The sequence below is a fragment of the Lichenihabitans sp. PAMC28606 genome (assembly GCF_020616535.1).
Classification (GTDB): Bacteria; Pseudomonadota; Alphaproteobacteria; order Rhizobiales; family Beijerinckiaceae; genus Lichenihabitans; species Lichenihabitans psoromatis.
The window spans coordinates 3,890,581-3,907,091 of sequence record NZ_CP085136.1; the positions used below are offsets into that span (position 1 = coordinate 3,890,581).

Sequence of the window (16,511 nt, forward strand, 5' to 3'; positions counted from 1 at the left end):
CGCCATCACGATGCGGCGATAAGACTTGTCTTCCGGCGCCGTGCAGCTTAAAAGCGCCGCTTGCGCTCGTTTCCGACACCCCTGGAGGCGTGAGCGCGACTGGCCGCCGATTTTGGCGGCCATTTTACTTTAAGAGGACATGATGGCAGCGACGAAACAAATCGCGGCCGCGGTCCGCAGCGGGACAGGCAAGGGGGCCGCCCGCAGCGTACGCCGTGAGGGCCGTGTACCAGGTGTGATCTATGGCGGTGGCGAAGCCGCCGAGCCGATCTCCCTGAACTACCGGGAATTGCACAAGCTGATTTATGCCGGGCACTTCCTGACCACCATCTTCGAGATCGACGTCGACGGCCGCCGCGAGCGGGTCATCCCGCGCGACTACCAACTCGATGTGGTCAAGGACACACCGATGCATGTCGATTTCATGCGTCTGCGGGCCGGTTCGCGCCTGAAGATGCAGATCCCGGTGCATTTCATGAACGGCGAAGATGCGCCTGGCTTCAAGCTTGGCGGAACGCTGAACATCGTGCTTCACACGGTCGAGTTGATGGTCCCCGGTGATCGCATTCCGGAATCGATCACGGTCGATCTCGGCGGTCTCGACCTGAACGAGTCCGTGCATCTGTCGGCCGTCAAGCTGCCGGATGGCTGCCAGTCGGCCACCCGCGGTCGTGACGTGACGATCGCCACGATCGTTCCGCCCTCGACGCTCACCGAGGAAGAAGTTGCGGCCGAAGCCGCTGCTGCCGCCGAGGCCTCGGCCAAGTCGACGGCCGCTGCTCCGCCCAAGGGTGGCAAGGGCGCCGCTCCGGCCAAGGGCGCTGCCCCGGCCAAGGGTGCTCCCGCCGCTGCTGCTCCGGCCAAGCCGGCCGGCAAGAAGTAAGTCCGACGATTCGCTCCTGCGCCGGTTTGTTTCGGCGCAGGACTGTCCTTCAGGAGCCACGGCGCTCTCATGCTGATCATCGCGGGCCTCGGCAACCCCGGGCCGCAATATGCGCGCAATCGCCACAATATCGGTTTCATGGCGATCGATGCCATGGCGGCCGTTCATCGGATCGGGCCGTTTCGAAGCCGGTTCCAATCGCAGGCCTCAGAAGGCCTTATCGCGTCCGAGCGGGTTCTGCTGCTCAAGCCAACCACCTTCATGAACGACAGTGGCCGGGCCGTCGGGGAGGCGCTGCGGTTCTATAAAGTCGGGCTCGAAAGTCTCGTCGTTCTGCACGACGAACTCGATCTTGCGCCAGCCAAACTGCGGATGAAGGTCGGCGGCGGCAATGCGGGGCACAACGGCTTGCGCTCGATTACGGCGATCTGCGGCAACGATTATCGTCGGGGGCGCCTCGGCATCGGGCATCCGGGCGATAAGGCTCTCGTGCATGGCTACGTGCTGAGCGATTTTGCCAAAGCCGAGCGAGCCTGGGTCGATGCCTTATGCGACAACATCGCGCGAGACGCCGAACTGCTGGTGCGGCGCGAGGATGCCAGCTTGCAAAACAAGGTTCACCTCGCGATGACGGCGGCCGGCTTCTAATCCGGTCGCGCTGAGCTCGGGTGGCCGCGACCGCGATATCTGCTCCTCTCCGGTTCCGCCATCCGTCCGATTGAATGGTTGACACGGTGCATCGGTCTGCCCATGCCAAAGCCGAGCGCGGCGGGCGTGGATCATCCTCTTTTTTCGCAACGGACGTTTTCCATGGGTTTCAAATGCGGCATCGTCGGCCTGCCCAATGTCGGCAAATCGACCCTGTTTAACGCGCTCACGCAGACGGCTGCGGCGCAGGCTGCGAATTATCCGTTCTGCACGATCGAGCCGAATGTCGGAGACGTCGCGGTGCCCGATCCGCGGCTCGACACGCTGGCGCCGATCGCCGGCTCGAAAGAGATCATTCCGACCCGACTGACCTTCGTCGACATTGCGGGCCTGGTGCGGGGCGCCAGCAAAGGGGAGGGGCTCGGCAATCAGTTCCTCGCCAACATTCGGGAATGCGACGCCATCGCCCATGTGGTGCGCTGTTTCGAAGATGGCGACATCACGCATGTCGAAGGCAAGATCGCGCCGCTCGACGATATCGAGACCATCGAAACCGAGTTGATGCTATCGGATCTCGACAGTCTCGAGCGTCGGCTCCCGGCGCTCGAAAAGCGGGCCAAAGGTGGCGACAAGGACTCCAAGGACCTTGTCGACCTGATGAGCCGGTGCCTCGACCTGTTGCGCGAGGGGAAGCCCGCAAGGCTCGTCGAGGTCAAGCCCGACGAGCGCAAGCTCTTCGCGGGCCTCGGGCTTTTATCCTCCAAGCCTGTTCTCTACGTCTGTAACGTCGAAGAAGCCGCGGCTGAGGCCGGCAATGACTTTTCGGCCGAGGTCGGCAAGCGCGCTGCCGAGGAAGGCGCGATCGCGGTCGTCGTCTCGGCCAAGATCGAAAGTGAGATCGCGCTGCTGCCGTTCGACGAGCAGAAAGATTATCTCGATGCGGTCGGCCTCACGGAGCCCGGCCTCAATCGCGTGATCCGCGCCGGTTACAACCTCCTCAACCTGGTGACCTATTTCACAGTGGGCCCGAAGGAGGCACGCGCCTGGACAATTCCGCGCGGCACGCGTGCCCCGCAGGCCGCGGCCGTCATCCATAGCGATTTCGAAAAAGGCTTCATCCGCGCCGAGACGATCGCTTATGACGACTATGTTGCGGCCAAGGGCGAAGCCGGCGCGCGCGAGCAGGGCAAGTTCCGGCTGGAAGGGAAGGACTATGTGGTCGCGGATGGCGACGTGCTGCATTTCCGTTTCGCCAACTAAGCGAAGCCGCTTCCGTCATCCAGACCATCCGACAGCGTGACGTTTTGAACGTCAAAGCGTTGCGGTTGCAGCACGCCACGGCACCCCGGTCATGATATCGCCCCGTGGTCATGCAGTGATGCGGATTATTGGCGAGGACGGAGTTGCTCGGGATGGGACGTCCAAGCGTTTTGATGGTCGGATTTGGCGGGCTCGCCTTGGTCCTTCTGATCGTGTCGGGCGTCGTGTTCTACGAACGCCCCACGGTTCTCAAGGTCGCGGTTTCGTCGACCGATGCCGAGGATTACGATCTGATGGGTGCGGCCGCGAAGGTCCTGAAGCGAGGTCATTACCCGATCCGCCTCAAGCTGGTTCCGACCGATGGCGTGACGGCGGCGGCGTCGGCGCTCGACCATGGCGCGGCGGATCTAGCCATCGTTCGAGCCGATGTGGCGATGCCGAGCAGTGGCGAAACCGTGGTGTTGCTGCACAAGGATATCGCGCTCATGCTCGCGCCGTTCGGCAGCGGCATCGAGAAGGTGAGCGACCTCGCGGACAAGCGGATCGGGATCCTGTCTCAACGCTTGGGCGACCGCAACGTGCTCGAAACAACCCTGGCGCAGTATGATATGGCGCCAACTGGCGTCAAAATGGTGCCGCTGGCGGCGGCCGGCGTCGCGGACGCGATCCGCTCAAAGTCGATCGATGCTGTGTTCGCGGTAGGCAAAGTCTCCGATGCGACGATGGCGGGCGTCGTTAAATCCGTGACCAAGGCGGGAGATGGCGCCCCGATCTTTATTCCCGTCGCGGAGGCGGCCGCCATCGCTCAGCGCTCGCCCGCATTCGAGTCGATCGAGGTTGTTCGTGGCGCTTTCGGCGGCAACCCGCCGCGACCGGCCGATGACGTCGATACGCTCGGCGTCACCTACCGGATGGTCGCGGATGCGGATCTGTCACAGGGCGTGGTCGCCAGCGTGACCCGCTTCCTCTTGTCCGAGCGCGTGGCTTTGGCCCAGCTCGCACCCGGGGCGCGCAGTATCGAAGCGCCGTCGACCGACAAGGGCGCGCCATTTCCGGTTCACCCCGGCACGGCGGCCTATATCGACGACGAGGAAGAAACATTCCTCGATCGGTATAGCGACCTCATCTACATCGGCGCGATGGTGCTCGGTGTGCTCGCGTCGGGGATGACCGCCATCATGAGCCGCTTCGGGCCGCAGAGCAGCGTGAGGATCGAGGATCTTCTGTCTCGGCTGCTGCTGGTCTTCAAACAGGTTCGGGCTGCTGGAACCCTCGGATCGCTCGACGATTTTGAACGCGAGGTGGACGAGATCGTCGCGGCCGCGCTCGACGATGCCTGTTTACGGGGGCTCGATGAGCGCCGCGTGGCGGCGCTCAACATGGCGGTCGAGCAGGTCAGGGCGGCCATCCGCGATCGCCGGGAGAATTTGGGTCGTGCAATGTTCACGCCAGCCAATGACGAGGCTCGTTTAACCGTCGAAGCCTCATCATTCCGCCCAATCCGGACCCTGTCTGATCGAAGCGCGCCGTCAGACGCGTGATCAGTGGATGTTTTGATTATTTGATGATGAAGCGAGACACCTGCCAGGCCGAACGCGAGTAGTAGGTCTGGCTCTGGAGATCGGAGTTGCTGTCGTAAGGATAGACGACGAACAGCGGGCCTTTGTCACGAACAGGCATGTATTCACCGTTTCGCTTTAGCGCCAAGATCGTGTGAAATTTCGCAAAATCGTCGATCGGGATGTTGGTCGAGTAGTCGTTCAGCGCAAGTGCCTGAACCGTATGTCCCTTGGCACCAACGACGGCCATCAACTTGTCGAGGGGAACACCCTCGAATGTCATGACGCCGTCATACCATGGCGTCTTGGTCTCAATCGTGACCATTCCAAGCTTCTCGAGCATGGCTCGGTCGAACTTGGCGGCGTCCTTGTCGTTTGTTTCTGTGATGTCGCCGGTGATGACCAGAATTGGCTTGCCGGTCGGCGCGTCGAGGGCGAACGCAGGTGCAGCGTTAAGCAACGCAAGTCCGGCTAACAGACCGGCAAAACCCCAAGCGGAAAAAGTATTGATCGTTTGCATCGCAGTAGATCTCCCCGAGATGAGGGTAGATCTACTGTGACAGAGGTAACGATAGCTTAAGATCGCCCAGCTGTCGAGCACATCTCCTCATTTTTCGGCGTTAAGGTTAATGCTTATTCATTTACAATCGGTAAATTATATCTATAAATGTTTAGCGAGTGCTCTGGAGGCCCGGATGAATGAGCTTGTAAGTGCCGTAAAGGTTCCCAGTCTGTGCAACGAACCCGTTCACGGACTGATGAACGAGGGTGAGCGGGAGGCTATGAAGCGCGCCGCCGCACAAAAGATCGAAGAGCTGTTCGATATCCTCTTCATCGATCACCGCAACGACCATAACACACGTGATACGCCGCAGCGCGTCGCAAAAATGTTTGTCGAAGAAACGATGCGCGGCCGTTACTCATCGCCGCCCCGCATCACCGATTTCGACAACGTCGAGCAATATGAACAGCTGATCGTGACCGGTCCTATTGAGTTGCGGTCGACCTGTGCCCACCATCTGATGCCCATTTTCGGACATGTGATGATCGGAATTCTACCGGCAGCGGACGGGAAGATCATCGGTCTGTCCAAATATGATCGGATTGTCGAGCATTTCGCCGCTCGTCTCCAGATCCAGGAAGAACTGATCAAGCAGATCGAGCGATACATCGTCGAAGCGACGAAACCGCGCGGTCTGGCGGTTCGCATCAGCGCCGTCCACATGTGCAAGACGCATCGCGGCGTCAAATCATCCCGCGCTGGTCGGATGGTCAATAGTTCCTATTACGGGGACATGATGTCGGACGCGCAGCTTCGGGCGGAATTTCTGCAAGAATGCGTGTCGCTCGAGCGCAACCTGTTCTGAGGCCGCATGGTCACCCCGGCGGGTCATGAGCCTGCCGGATACAGGACAGACCCCTCTCGCGTCGTCGCCTTTACGGAGGGCGAGGGCCCCGCGTTTGCGAAAGATGAGACGATCATGATCGAGGCGAACGAGCGGCGGCCAATGGGACGTTTCCGGTCGACAAAAACCTATGATCACAATGAAGGGCTCTCCTGCTGTTTCCGGCAATGGCGGGCTGACCATTCGCATTGCCGGTTCATTCATGGCTATGCGCTCGCCTTCACGTTCACCTTCGGGGCGACGCATCTCGACGAGAGGAACTGGGTCGTCGATTTCGGCGGACTCAAGCTGGTCAAAGCGTGGTTGCACGAGACATTCGACCACACGATGATCGTGGCCGAGGATGATCCGCAACTGCCACGCTTCAGGAGTTTGGAGCAGGAGGGTCTCATTGTTCTGCGCGTCTTGCCGGCTGTCGGCTGCGAAGAGACCGCCCACTATGCCTTTGATCGGGTCGATGCCATAATTACCGATCAAACGGGAGGGCGTGCCTATGTGGAAAGCGTCGAAGTCAGCGAGCACGGCGGCAACTCGGCCTTCTATTATCGAGCGGAGTAAACCTTTTCCTGACACTTGCGTGAGACCATGCTTTCAGGTTGCGCCCTGAAGGAATGGAGAAGGGCCTCGTGTCGCTTCGCTCCTTTAAAATCGTTTTGTTCGCTCTGATGTGCTGCCTGATCGCGGCTGCGGTCTACACGTCCGTGCTCGTCGTTCAGCGGCAAGAGGCGTTGAAGCAGCTGGCCCGCTACAATACGATGTGGATCGCCAGTCAAGCCGTCAACGAATACATGAGGTTGGAAGAAAACCTTGCGCGAACGGCAGTCCCGGGGAGCGCGCTTGATCAAGATGACGTTCAATTGCGGCTCGACATTGTCGCTGGCCGCGTCAACACGATGGCAAATGGCGAGTTCGGGGAATTTGTCTCAGCTCTTCCGGAACGAAAGGCTCTTGTCGCTCAACTGACGAGCGTCGTGCAGCAAATGCAGCCGCTCGTTGATAATTTGAGCAAGCCCGGCGTTGCACAACAGGCCTTAGAGCTTTTGGCGCCGCTCGACACGCCGCTCCTCGAACTGGCTGCTCAAGCCAATCGTTTCGGGGGTGATCGCGTCATCGAGGATCAACGCGAGTTGATTCGCCTGCATTTGATCTTCTCGTCGATCGCGGCGGGGCTTTTTGTGGCCGGCTTGGCCATGTTGTTTCTGCTCGGTTGGCACAATAAAATGCTGGGCGGCGCGCATGTCCGGCTGAGGTTGCTGGCCGACGATCTCCGCCAGACTTCATCCGATCTCGAAGCGGCGAACCGCGACATCTCGCTGATCAACGCCGAACTGCAGACCCGCAATGAGATCTTATCCCGCCGCGACCGTGAACTCGGGACGCAAAATAGACGTTTCGATGCAGCGCTGAATAACATGTCGCATGCGCTCTGCATGGTTGATGCCGGCGAGCGGCTGGTCGTCTTCAACCAACGGTTCGCGGAATTATTCTCGATCGAAATCACCCCACTGCCCGGAATGCCCTTCGCGGATCTCGTCGGCTCCTCGAACCGGACCCTCAAGGATATATCGGCTCGCCAACGCGGCGTATCGGTGGATGGATCGTCGGTCGGCTTTGTTCACGACAGCGAGGACCGCGCCATTTCGGTTTCGCATCAGCCGATGCCGGACGGGGGCTGGGTCGCGACCTATGAGGATATTTCGAACCGGCGTCGTGCCGAGGCGCAGATCGCGTTCATGGCGCATCACGACGGTTTGACCAGCCTCGTGAACCGGTCGTTCTTCCATTCTCGGCTGGAAGCGGCCCTCGGACAAATCAGTGATCGCCGCAAGGCCGTGATCTTCTCGATCGACCTCGATGGATTCAAATTCATCAACGACACGATGGGGCACCCCATCGGCGACGCGCTGTTGAGAAAAGTCGCGCTGCGGCTGAAAGAGCATGTCCGGGATAGCGACGTGGTGGCGCGCGTCGGCGGTGATGAATTCGCAGTCCTTCAAATCGACAGCGATGCGGCGGAGCGCACCGCAGATGTCGCGACGCGCATCATCGACGCGCTCGGCATGCCGTTCGATATCAATGGCGTCGAGGTGGTGATCGGAGCCAGCATCGGCATTGCGATCGCGCCAGAGCACGGCACCTTGATCGGCGACTTGATGAAACACGCCGATCTGGCGCTCTATCGCGCCAAAGCCGAGGGTCGAAACACCTTTCGGCTCTTCGAAATCGACATGGATAACGAGCTCAAGGCGCGGCACACGCTCGAAGCCGACTTGCGGAACGCGTTGGAGCGGGACGAATTCGAGGTCTATTTCCAGCCATTGGTCAGCTTGAAGCGGATGCAGATCACTGGCTTCGAGGCGTTGCTGCGATGGCGGCATCCCGTGCGTGGCCTTGTGTCGCCGGCCGAATTTATTCCCGTCGCCGAGGATATCGGTCTCATCGTTCCGCTCGGAGCTTGGGTCCTGCGGGAGGCTTGCGCCCGCGCCAGCACGTGGCCGAACAATCTGTCGGTTGCGGTCAATCTTTCGCCGGCCCAATTCAAAAATCGAAGTGTCGTCGATTCAGTCCTCCAAGCGCTTGTCAGTTCGGGGCTCTCGGCGCGCCGGCTGGAACTCGAAATCACTGAATCGGTGCTGCTGCACGACAACGAGGCGACGATGTCGATCCTCCACGAATTCCGCTTGATGGGTATCCTGATCGCGATGGACGATTTCGGCACCGGATATTCGTCATTGAGCTATCTGCGAAGCTTCCCGTTCGACAAAATCAAGATTGACCAAAGCTTCGTCCGCGAATTATCCACCCGGCCGGATTGCGTCAAGATCGTCCGATCCATCGCGGCGCTGGGGTCGAGCCTTGGGATGACCACAACGGCCGAAGGTGTGGAAACCTTTGAGCAGCTCGAGCAGCTCCAGGCCGCCGGTTGCGACCAAGTCCAGGGCTACTTTTTCGACCGGCCACAGCCGTGGGGATCGTTGCAATTCAAGTTGCCGGAAGCAAAATTAAACGCCATTCGGGCCGCCTAATACCCGAATGGCGCTCTCAAGCAAAGCTGAGGCCTCGGAACTCGTCCGATGAGTCTCGCGCGCCAGAGCTTACATTGCGCGGTGATGTCTCATGTGACGGTGCATCATCCGATCACGATGCATACGGTACATGCGGTCATGACGATGCATCATGCGCTCGTGCATGGCATGGTCCTTCATCATCTGCCGCGACGGCATCGTCCCGTGACGGTTCTCAGCATTTGCGCCTGATGCAGCCGCGCCAAGAAGCATCGCAGATGCCAAACCGGCTATAACAAGATTGCGGATATTCCCAGCCATCTTTATGTCCTCCCAGACTAGGCCATCGTTCAATTCGAACTACAGCTGCTCGATATACGTCTCGGAGGGATGGATTGTTCCTTCCAATGTCTTAACGACCACTCGATGGAACGACGGTCGTTTCTGAAATTCAGAGAAGATGCTGCAACAAATCGCGAGTAAATCGTCACTAATACCTTCGGTCGCATCTCCGCAATTGGAGGCTCCGGCTCATGAAAGCTCACGATCTGTGCCGTTGATGCTTTAGCGGTTGGATCCACGTCCTGTCGTATAGGTCGATTCGACCCGCACTTGCCCATCCACTTTGACGCAGGAATCACTGTCTCCGAGCTTTCGGAAGCCGGGACCGAAGGCCTCGCAACCGGTTGTGGCGGGACGCTCCGTCCGCCCGCGTGGGAGATCTTTTGCCAAGGCCGCCGAGACGACAAGGCAGGGCCAAATCGCCACGATGATGATCCGTGGGCCGATAAACCGCATTGGGGGCCTCCTTCGTGGGTGACGACTTCGAAAACCCACTAGCGCACTCGAGGGTTCAATTCCACTCGGGATCGTCATGGTTTATGCGTGAGTCCGAGCCATGCCGCGACGTTGGGGGCTGGAGCTCGTTATCGCATAAGGAAGATCATCATGAAGATCGTACATCTGCTGGCCGCCGCCAGCCTCGCCGGCCTTCTCGTGTCCGGTTCGGCCCTCGCGCAGACCGCCGCGCCGGCGGCTGCCGCGCCCGCCGCAACGACCGCACCCGCCATGGCTGCGCCCGCCGCCGGCATGATGGACAAAAAGGCCAAGTCCAAGGATTGCTCGCTTCAGGCCGATAAGCAAGGTTTGCACGGCAAGGCACGTCACGCGTTCCGCTCGAAGTGCAAATCCGGCAAGATGTAAGGCCGCGACGCTCGTCGTCCAATCTCGCCATCGTCTCGGTCGGGCGTGTGCCTCGGTCGGGATGATGGCGTGGCGTCGCGTCAGGGCTTGGCGCGAGGGAACCGCGACATCGCCTCGAGATCGTCGAGATCCATGGTGTTTCGCATATATTGCTTCGTCGCGTCTTTGAACGGCTGATAGTCCCACGGTTTCGTGGTGCCGGTCATCAGCGCGGCGTCAACGAGCCGCCGCCGATGCTGGCTGTCACGAACCGCGTGATCGAGCGCCTCGAGGTTCCATCGGCGCGCAACTTCCGCGCGGAACGCCGCCACGATTTCGGCCTGTGCGGCATCGTCCGCACAGTTGATCCGCTCGTCCGGGTCGGCCTCGACATCGTAGAGTTGATCCGGGTCGCCCGGCGCATGGATGAACTTGTGTCGTCCGCGCCGGATCATGACCAGAGGCGCGATGGCGCCCTCTGCCAAATACTCGCCGATCACACCCGCAGGACCGTCATGCCCCTCGAGATAGGGCACGAGGCTGTGACCATCGATCGGCCCCGCAAGACCTTGGGCGGGATCGCCGCCGGCCAGTTCGACGAGGGTCGGCAATAGGTCGATCAGAGACACCGGCGCCGCGACGCGCCTCGGCTCGATCGAGCCCGGCGCCGACACGATCAGGGGCACGCGGCAAGCGCCCTCGAAAAAACTCATCTTGTACCAGAGCCCGCGCTCACCCAGCATTTCGCCGTGATCGCCCAAAAAGACCACGATGGTATCATCCGCGATGCCGGTCTTCTCGAGTGATCCGAGCAGCACACCGAGGTTCTTGTCGCAAAATGAAATGGCGCCGTAATAGGCGTGCCGGGCGTTGCGGATCTGCTCGTCCGTCAGCGTCACCTCGTCCATAGCGCAAACGTGCCGAATGCGGGCCGTATGCGGATCCAGCGTCACATCCGGCGCCGCGACCCTCGGCATGTCGATCGCCGCATGCGGATAGAGGTCCCAGAACTCCGGCGTGATCGCGAAAGGATCATGCGGGTGCGTCAGGGAGGCCACCATCAGGAACGAGCGCTGGTCTCTGCTCCGGACGTGGTCGTAGATCGCCCGTTCGGCCGAGAAGACCACCTCTTCGTCGAAGTCGATCTGGTTCGTGCGGATGCAGAGCCCCGCATTGGTCACCGAACTCATATTGTGGTACCAACTCGGTCGGTCCTCCGGGTGGTCCCAGTCCGGTGTCCAGCCGTAGTCCGCCGGGTAGATGTCGGTCGTCAGCCGCTCCTCGAACCCATGCATCTGATCCGGCCCGCAGAAGTGCATCTTCCCGGCCAGGATCGTGCGGTAATTCAGCCGGCGCAGGTAGTGCGCGAAAGTCGGCAGGTCTGCGCGAAACTCGGACGCATTATCGTAGCCGCCGGTTCGTGAGGGCAGGCACCCGGTCATAAAAGCCGTGCGTGACGGCGAGCAAAGCGGCGAGTTGCAATAGGCGCTGTCGAACACGACACCCCGAGCCGCCAGGGCCGATAGATGCGGTGTCTTGACCAGAGGGTGACCGTGGATGGGCAGAAAAGCCGGTGCCAATTGGTCGACCATCACGACCAGGATGTTCTTTTGCTTCAGCGACATGGTTCAGCTTTTCCGGCCGAGGGTCGATCGACGCGAGCCTCGTCCCGTCGACACAAAGAGAAGACAATCCGATGTCGCGGGCGACGGCTCATCGCGGTGCGTCCGATCCTGCCCGAATGACGACACGAGGCGAACTCTCATGCAGAAATCGAGGCGATCGGTTCAGCGGTCGAGCGTCAATCCGTTCTGGGAAGCCAGCACCGCAAGGCTCGTGGCCGGACGCGCGCCGATATGCTGGATGACCTCGGCGGCCGCTAAGGCGCCAAGGCGGGCGCAGGTGCGGAGGTGCTTGTCCTTGGCGAGGCCCGCCAGGAAGCCTGCCGCGAAGAGATCGCCGGCGCCGGTCGAGTCGACCAACGTCTCGATCGGGAAAGCGTCGACCGCAAGCGTCTCGTCTTGCGTGACGATCACCGACCCCTCGGCACCCTTGGTGATGACACCCAGCAGACCATCTTCTTCCCGCAGCGCCGAGAGTGCGGCCTGGAAATCGGAGGTCTGATAGAGGGCGTGCAATTCGCTTTCGTTGGCGAACACGATATCGACCACCTTGGTGCGGATCAGATCGAGGAACTCACTGCGGTAACGGTCGACGCAAAATGAATCCGACAAGGTAAGCGCCACTCGGCTGCCGTTGGCATGGGCGATGCCGGCCGCCTTCAGAAAGGCCGTCTTGGCGGCCGCCGGGTCCCACAAATAACCTTCGAGATAGACGATGCCGGACGCTTGAACCGCCGCATCGTCGATGTCGGCCTCGGTCAGGTTCTGGCACGCCCCGAGGTAGGTGTTCATCGTGCGCTGCCCATCGGGCGTCACCAGAATGAACGAGCGCGCCGTCGCCGGGCCGTCTTGGGCCGGCGCGGTATCGAAGGTCACGCCCGTCGCGCGAAGGTCGTTCGTGAAAAGCGCGCCGACGTCATCGGTCCTGACCTTGCCGACGTAACCCGCCCGCACGCCGAAGCTCGCGAGGCCAACGGCTGTGTTGGCGGCCGAGCCGCCTGAGATCACCGTCGCCGGACCCATCGCGCCGTAGAGATCCTCGGCACGTGGCTCGTCGATCAGGATCATGGCGCCCTTGGCGACCTGCTGCTTGATCAGAAAAGCGTCTTCGACCGGTGCGATGATGTCCACGATGGCATTGCCCAGGCACAGGACATCGAAGCGCGTGTTCGGCATGGATCAGTTCCTCAACAAGACGGTCGCGTGGCCTCTCGCACCGGAGCGGTGTGGCGTCAAGCGCCGCCCATGGCTGTAGAGCCGAGCAACAGCGAGAGGCCGGCGATAAGAACCAACGCCGCGGCGGCGGTTTCGAGCCCGCGGATTACCAGAGTGCCGCGCCGCGTCTCAGGCGCGGCAAACCGCACCGCCACATCCTTGGCCAGGACTGCGATCCCCGCGATGGCGCCCGTCGTGATGGCTGTTCCGAGCGACATCGCCAGCGTTGCCGCGACACCGGCCGCGAAGATGCCTTGGGCGAGAGAGAAGACCAGCACCAGGATGGCGCCCGAGCAGGGGCGGGCGCCTGCCGCCACGACGGTCAGCATCGCTTGACGCCATGAGAAGCCGTCGCCGAGCGTCGCGGCATCGGGCGCATGGTAATGGCCGCAATTCGGGTCATGCCGGTGGGCCGTGAAGATCGGCAGGGGCTTGGTCATGGCGATTGCGGCGGCGCCGCTGCCGGTCGCCGTATAGGCCATCAGGGGAGGGCAGCCGCAGGGGTCTGCTGCCGCGATCTGTCGCGCCCGAACCGGAGCGCTGCCGGAATTGCTGGATCCGCTCACGAGATCCTGCGGCGGATCGCGCAGCGCCCGAATGAAGCCGCGGCCTTTGTGCCAAACCAGCCAGGCCCCGAGGACCGCGACGCTGGCATAGCTCAGGCTTTCGACCAGCGTGGCCGCATCTTTCATGCGCTGCGCCGTCGCGTGCAGCACCACCGCCAGAATGCCGACCAGCAGGATCGCGACCAACCCTTGCAGCAGGGCGGCCAGCAAGGTCAGCACCAATCCGCGTTTCAGCGCGCGTTCGTTGGCAAAGAGGTAGGAGGTCATGACCGCCTTGCCGTGCCCTGGGCCGGCCGCATGGAACACGCCATAGACGAAGCTCAACCCGCTCAACAGCCAGAACGCCGAGCCGTCCTGCTTCGTGGCACGAACCGCAGCCGACAACTGCCGCTCGAACACCACCTGTTGCTGCAGGATCCAACCCGTGATGCCGCTGGCGCTCCCGCCCCCTTCCGAAATGCCGACCCCGAACGGGTTATGGGCCTGCGCGAACGCGAGGTGCGGCGCGAGGACAGTAACGAGCAGCACCGCCGCAGCGGCGAGGCGGACGGCTGTCGATCCATTCCGGCTCATGGGCAGGCCACGATGATGCGGCTCGCCAGTTTGATGCCGAAATCCACTCCTGGCGACATATTGGAGAAGAAAGCTTCCGATAGCTTTTGATTGTCACCGCTATCGAGGGAGCGCGGCTTCGTGACGCTCGACGAGCAACCGCTCGGGGCATTTTTCAAGGCCACAGGGTCCTTATCGGCGAAGTCGAAGGAGACAAAGTAGGTTGGATCGTAGACCTGCAGCGAGAAGGCTCGGTTGGCCGCCGCGGGTTCCTTCAGCGGCAGCGTGAAATGCAGAGTCACGAGCTTGTCCGGCGTCTCTTCGAGCAGATAGTCGGTCGGGTCGCTAAACAGGACGGCCTTGCCGGCCACCTTGGCGACTGTGAAATAACCGAATTCGGCAAGCGACTCGACATTGGTCTTGGCCAGAGGCGCCAGCTCGTCCGTGGTCAGGATCTTGTTCGGATCGCCCAATCCCTGAATCGCAAACGACGAATACATGTCGTCGAACGTCCATGCGGCGCGGATGCCCGTCACCTTGCCGTCCGTCCCGAAGATCACCTCTTCTTTCGCGACCACAAAGACGTGAGGGTGAGCCGACGCGGCGGAGGCGACCGCGATCGCGCTGACGCCAATGAGAATGCCGAAGGCCCGTTTGGTTCGCGGTGTCAGGGCTGCTCTCCTCGGCCGAAAGGGTCCGATCTCCAAGCATGGGGATGCGGGGCGACTTCGGCGAATTCGAGGCATTGGCGTAAACCTCAGACTGACCCGGCGGGCGCGGGATGCCGATCGGCTTTGAAACGCCAGACGCTGGATTGTTTGATGTCGGCATCTTCCAGCGACCGCGTCACCGGAACCTCGTAGGTGGCGAGTGACTCGAGGAGATCACGGGCCAGATAGGATCGACCAGGATCGCCGATCAGCACCACGGCGCCCCGACGCGATAGGCCATGCAGCCACGCCGTTACGCGGGCCGCCATGTCGCGCTCGTAGCTCACGTCGCCGGCCGTGACCACATCCCATCCATCGTCGCGCCCGACGACATCCTCGAGCAGGACCGTGATGTCGACGGCATTGACGGAGGCGTTGAGCGCGATGGCGCTCGAGGCGAACGCATCGATCTCGGCAGCCGTGACCGAGGTCGCGCCCCCGAGCGCGGCGGCGATCGCGACCAAGCCGGAGCCGGAGGCGAAATCCAGCACGGTCTTGCGGCGCACGATATCCGGATTGTCGAGCAGATAGCGAGCGAGCGCCTGTCCGCCCGCCCATGCGAAAGCCCAGAAGGGCGGCGGCAGGCCGATCGCGCCAAGCTCGTCTTCGGTCTTTTGCCAAAGCTCGGTCGCCTCATCGGCCACATGAAGCTGGATCTCCGGCGCATGTGGCACCGGCCGCAGCCGCGTCTGTGCCACGATGAAGCCTCTGCGGTCGGACGCGGTCATCGCGCCTTCGCCGGGCTCGGCCCTTTCGGTGATCAGGTCGGTCATGCCGCACCGTGCCGCGTGTCCGTCAACTGTCAAGCGCTTTGACCGGAAGCCGCTTGACCGACCGGCGGTGACGCGCAATGACGACGGTTGAAAAACACATCGATCAGCCGCGGAGGCCTCGTATGGACAAATTCACAGTGCTGACCGGCGTCGCCGCGCCGCTTGATATGGCCAATATCGACACCGATAAGATCATCCCGAAGCAGTATCTCAAGACAATCAAGCGCACCGGCCTCGGTGAAGGGCTGTTCGCCGAATTGCGCCTCAACGAAGACGGCTCAGAAAATCCCGACTTCGTGCTGAACCAGCCGGCCTATCGTCATGCCAAGATCCTGGTGGCGGGCGATAATTTTGGCTGCGGTTCATCGCGTGAACATGCGCCCTGGGCGTTGCTCGACTTCGGCATTCGCTGCGTCATCTCGACCAGCTTCGCCGACATTTTCTATAACAACTGCTTCAAGAACGGGATCCTGCCGATCCGCGTCACGCCCGATCAGCTCGCGCTTCTGATGGACGACGCCGCACGCGGCTCCAACGCGACACTGACGATCAATCTCGAAGAGCAGACCATCAAGGGGCCGGATGGTGGCACCGTGTCGTTCGAGCTCGATCCGTTCCGCAAACATTGCATGATCGAAGGGCTGGACGACGTCGGTCTGACCATGGCCAAGAAGCCGTCGATCGATCACTACGAAACAGCCGCGGCCACGACGCGGCCCTGGGCTTAACGCGAGCCCGCGTCCCCTGCGACCGGCGTTGCCGAACCTTGTTCCCTGTCTGGCGTTGAGCCTCAGTCGGCCAACAGGGGATCATCATGGCAGCCCAGAAAAAACTCGCTCGTTTCGAAGTGGATTCGGCCGGAAAAGAATTCGTGCTCCACGTTGAGGACGAAAGCGGAAATAAGCTCGAGATGCTTGCATCGCGTGACCAACTCGACGTCATCGCGGATTCGCTTGACGACATCCTGCTGCAGGATGATTCCGCCGACGAAGTGACGGATTCGAAATAACATCATGAGCAGAGCGAGCGTTGCAAAAGACGCTCGATTGCCCGAGACTTCGGATATGCGATATCCCGACATCCGAAACGTCTGTCGATCAAGGATCCTTGTCGGACTAGCGGCATCACTC

At 61.4% G+C, this 16,511-nt stretch carries 17 protein-coding genes; 11 read left to right on the forward strand and 6 right to left on the reverse strand.

Going from position 1 to position 16,511, the window contains the following annotated elements; genetic code table 11:
- Positions 1–142: 142 nt before the first annotated feature.
- The 4 genes from LGH83_RS18305 (at position 143) to LGH83_RS18320 (ending at position 4,332) form a co-directional block, all read left to right on the forward strand.
- Complete coding sequence (locus tag LGH83_RS18305) at positions 143–883, forward strand: 50S ribosomal protein L25/general stress protein Ctc (RefSeq protein WP_131195690.1); 741 nt, start codon at positions 143–145, stop codon at positions 881–883.
- 69 nt (positions 884–952) lie between these two features.
- Positions 953–1,531: an aminoacyl-tRNA hydrolase gene (gene pth, locus LGH83_RS18310; RefSeq protein WP_227399858.1), complete on the forward strand. Its 579-nt coding sequence runs from the start codon at positions 953–955 to the stop codon at positions 1,529–1,531.
- Positions 1,532–1,693: 162 nt separating this feature from the next.
- Entirely contained in the window at positions 1,694–2,791 is a 1,098-nt protein-coding gene (ychF, locus tag LGH83_RS18315; RefSeq protein WP_227399859.1) for a redox-regulated ATPase YchF, read from the forward strand.
- Between the two features lie 152 nt (positions 2,792–2,943).
- Positions 2,944–4,332, forward strand: a complete 1,389-nt coding sequence (locus tag LGH83_RS18320) for a TAXI family TRAP transporter solute-binding subunit (RefSeq protein ID WP_227399860.1) — start codon at positions 2,944–2,946, stop codon at positions 4,330–4,332.
- Positions 4,333–4,348: 16 nt separating this feature from the next.
- Here the strand turns inward: LGH83_RS18320 and LGH83_RS18325 are convergent, their stop codons facing one another.
- Complete coding sequence (locus LGH83_RS18325; protein ID WP_227399861.1) at positions 4,349–4,870, reverse strand: molybdopterin-dependent oxidoreductase; 522 nt, start codon at positions 4,868–4,870, stop codon at positions 4,349–4,351.
- A 175-nt stretch (positions 4,871–5,045) separates the two neighbouring features.
- On the opposite strand from LGH83_RS18325, the gene folE reads away from it, so the two are divergent.
- From folE to LGH83_RS18350, 5 genes are all read left to right on the forward strand, one after another.
- Positions 5,046–5,717, forward strand: coding sequence for a GTP cyclohydrolase I (gene folE / locus LGH83_RS18330; RefSeq protein ID WP_227399862.1), 672 nt, complete (start codon positions 5,046–5,048; stop codon positions 5,715–5,717).
- Positions 5,718–5,831: 114 nt separating this feature from the next.
- Entirely contained in the window at positions 5,832–6,314 is a 483-nt protein-coding gene (locus tag LGH83_RS18335) for a 6-pyruvoyl trahydropterin synthase family protein (protein WP_210215263.1), read from the forward strand.
- 68 nt (positions 6,315–6,382) lie between these two features.
- Positions 6,383–8,782 (forward strand): putative bifunctional diguanylate cyclase/phosphodiesterase, encoded by a 2,400-nt coding sequence (locus LGH83_RS18340; protein ID WP_227399863.1) that lies wholly within the window; start codon positions 6,383–6,385, stop codon positions 8,780–8,782.
- A 48-nt stretch (positions 8,783–8,830) separates the two neighbouring features.
- Positions 8,831–9,013 carry a hypothetical protein gene (locus LGH83_RS18345; protein WP_227399864.1) on the forward strand — a complete coding sequence of 61 codons (183 nt, stop codon included), beginning with the start codon at positions 8,831–8,833 and terminating at the stop codon, positions 9,011–9,013.
- A 696-nt stretch (positions 9,014–9,709) separates the two neighbouring features.
- A complete protein-coding gene (locus LGH83_RS18350; protein WP_227399865.1) occupies positions 9,710–9,964 on the forward strand; it encodes a phosphate starvation-inducible protein PsiF in 255 nt (84 codons plus the stop codon).
- Positions 9,965–10,044: 80 nt separating this feature from the next.
- On the opposite strand, the gene betC is transcribed toward LGH83_RS18350, so the two are convergent.
- The 5 genes from betC to LGH83_RS18375 all read right to left on the reverse strand — a co-directional run bounded on the left by betC (position 10,045) and on the right by LGH83_RS18375 (position 15,336).
- On the reverse strand, positions 10,045–11,568 hold the full coding sequence (gene betC, locus LGH83_RS18355) for a choline-sulfatase (protein WP_227399866.1): 1,524 nt from the start codon (positions 11,566–11,568) through the stop codon (positions 10,045–10,047).
- 162 nt (positions 11,569–11,730) lie between these two features.
- Complete coding sequence (locus LGH83_RS18360) at positions 11,731–12,741, reverse strand: adenosine kinase (RefSeq protein ID WP_227399867.1); 1,011 nt, start codon at positions 12,739–12,741, stop codon at positions 11,731–11,733.
- Between the two features lie 56 nt (positions 12,742–12,797).
- Complete coding sequence (locus LGH83_RS18365) at positions 12,798–13,919, reverse strand: nickel/cobalt transporter (protein WP_227399868.1); 1,122 nt, start codon at positions 13,917–13,919, stop codon at positions 12,798–12,800.
- Positions 13,916–14,605, reverse strand: coding sequence for a DUF1007 family protein (locus LGH83_RS18370; protein ID WP_227399869.1), 690 nt, complete (start codon positions 14,603–14,605; stop codon positions 13,916–13,918). Before LGH83_RS18370 ends, LGH83_RS18365 begins: the two co-directional genes overlap by 4 nt.
- 50 nt (positions 14,606–14,655) lie before the next feature.
- Positions 14,656–15,336, reverse strand: coding sequence for a class I SAM-dependent methyltransferase (locus tag LGH83_RS18375; protein WP_227401916.1), 681 nt, complete (start codon positions 15,334–15,336; stop codon positions 14,656–14,658).
- Between the two features lie 167 nt (positions 15,337–15,503).
- Between LGH83_RS18375 and leuD the strand changes: the two genes are divergently transcribed.
- Complete coding sequence (gene leuD / locus LGH83_RS18380) at positions 15,504–16,109, forward strand: 3-isopropylmalate dehydratase small subunit (protein WP_227399870.1); 606 nt, start codon at positions 15,504–15,506, stop codon at positions 16,107–16,109.
- An 86-nt stretch (positions 16,110–16,195) separates the two neighbouring features.
- Positions 16,196–16,390 (forward strand): hypothetical protein, encoded by a 195-nt coding sequence (locus LGH83_RS18385; RefSeq protein ID WP_131114961.1) that lies wholly within the window; start codon positions 16,196–16,198, stop codon positions 16,388–16,390.
- The last annotated feature ends 121 nt before the right edge of the window (positions 16,391–16,511 follow it).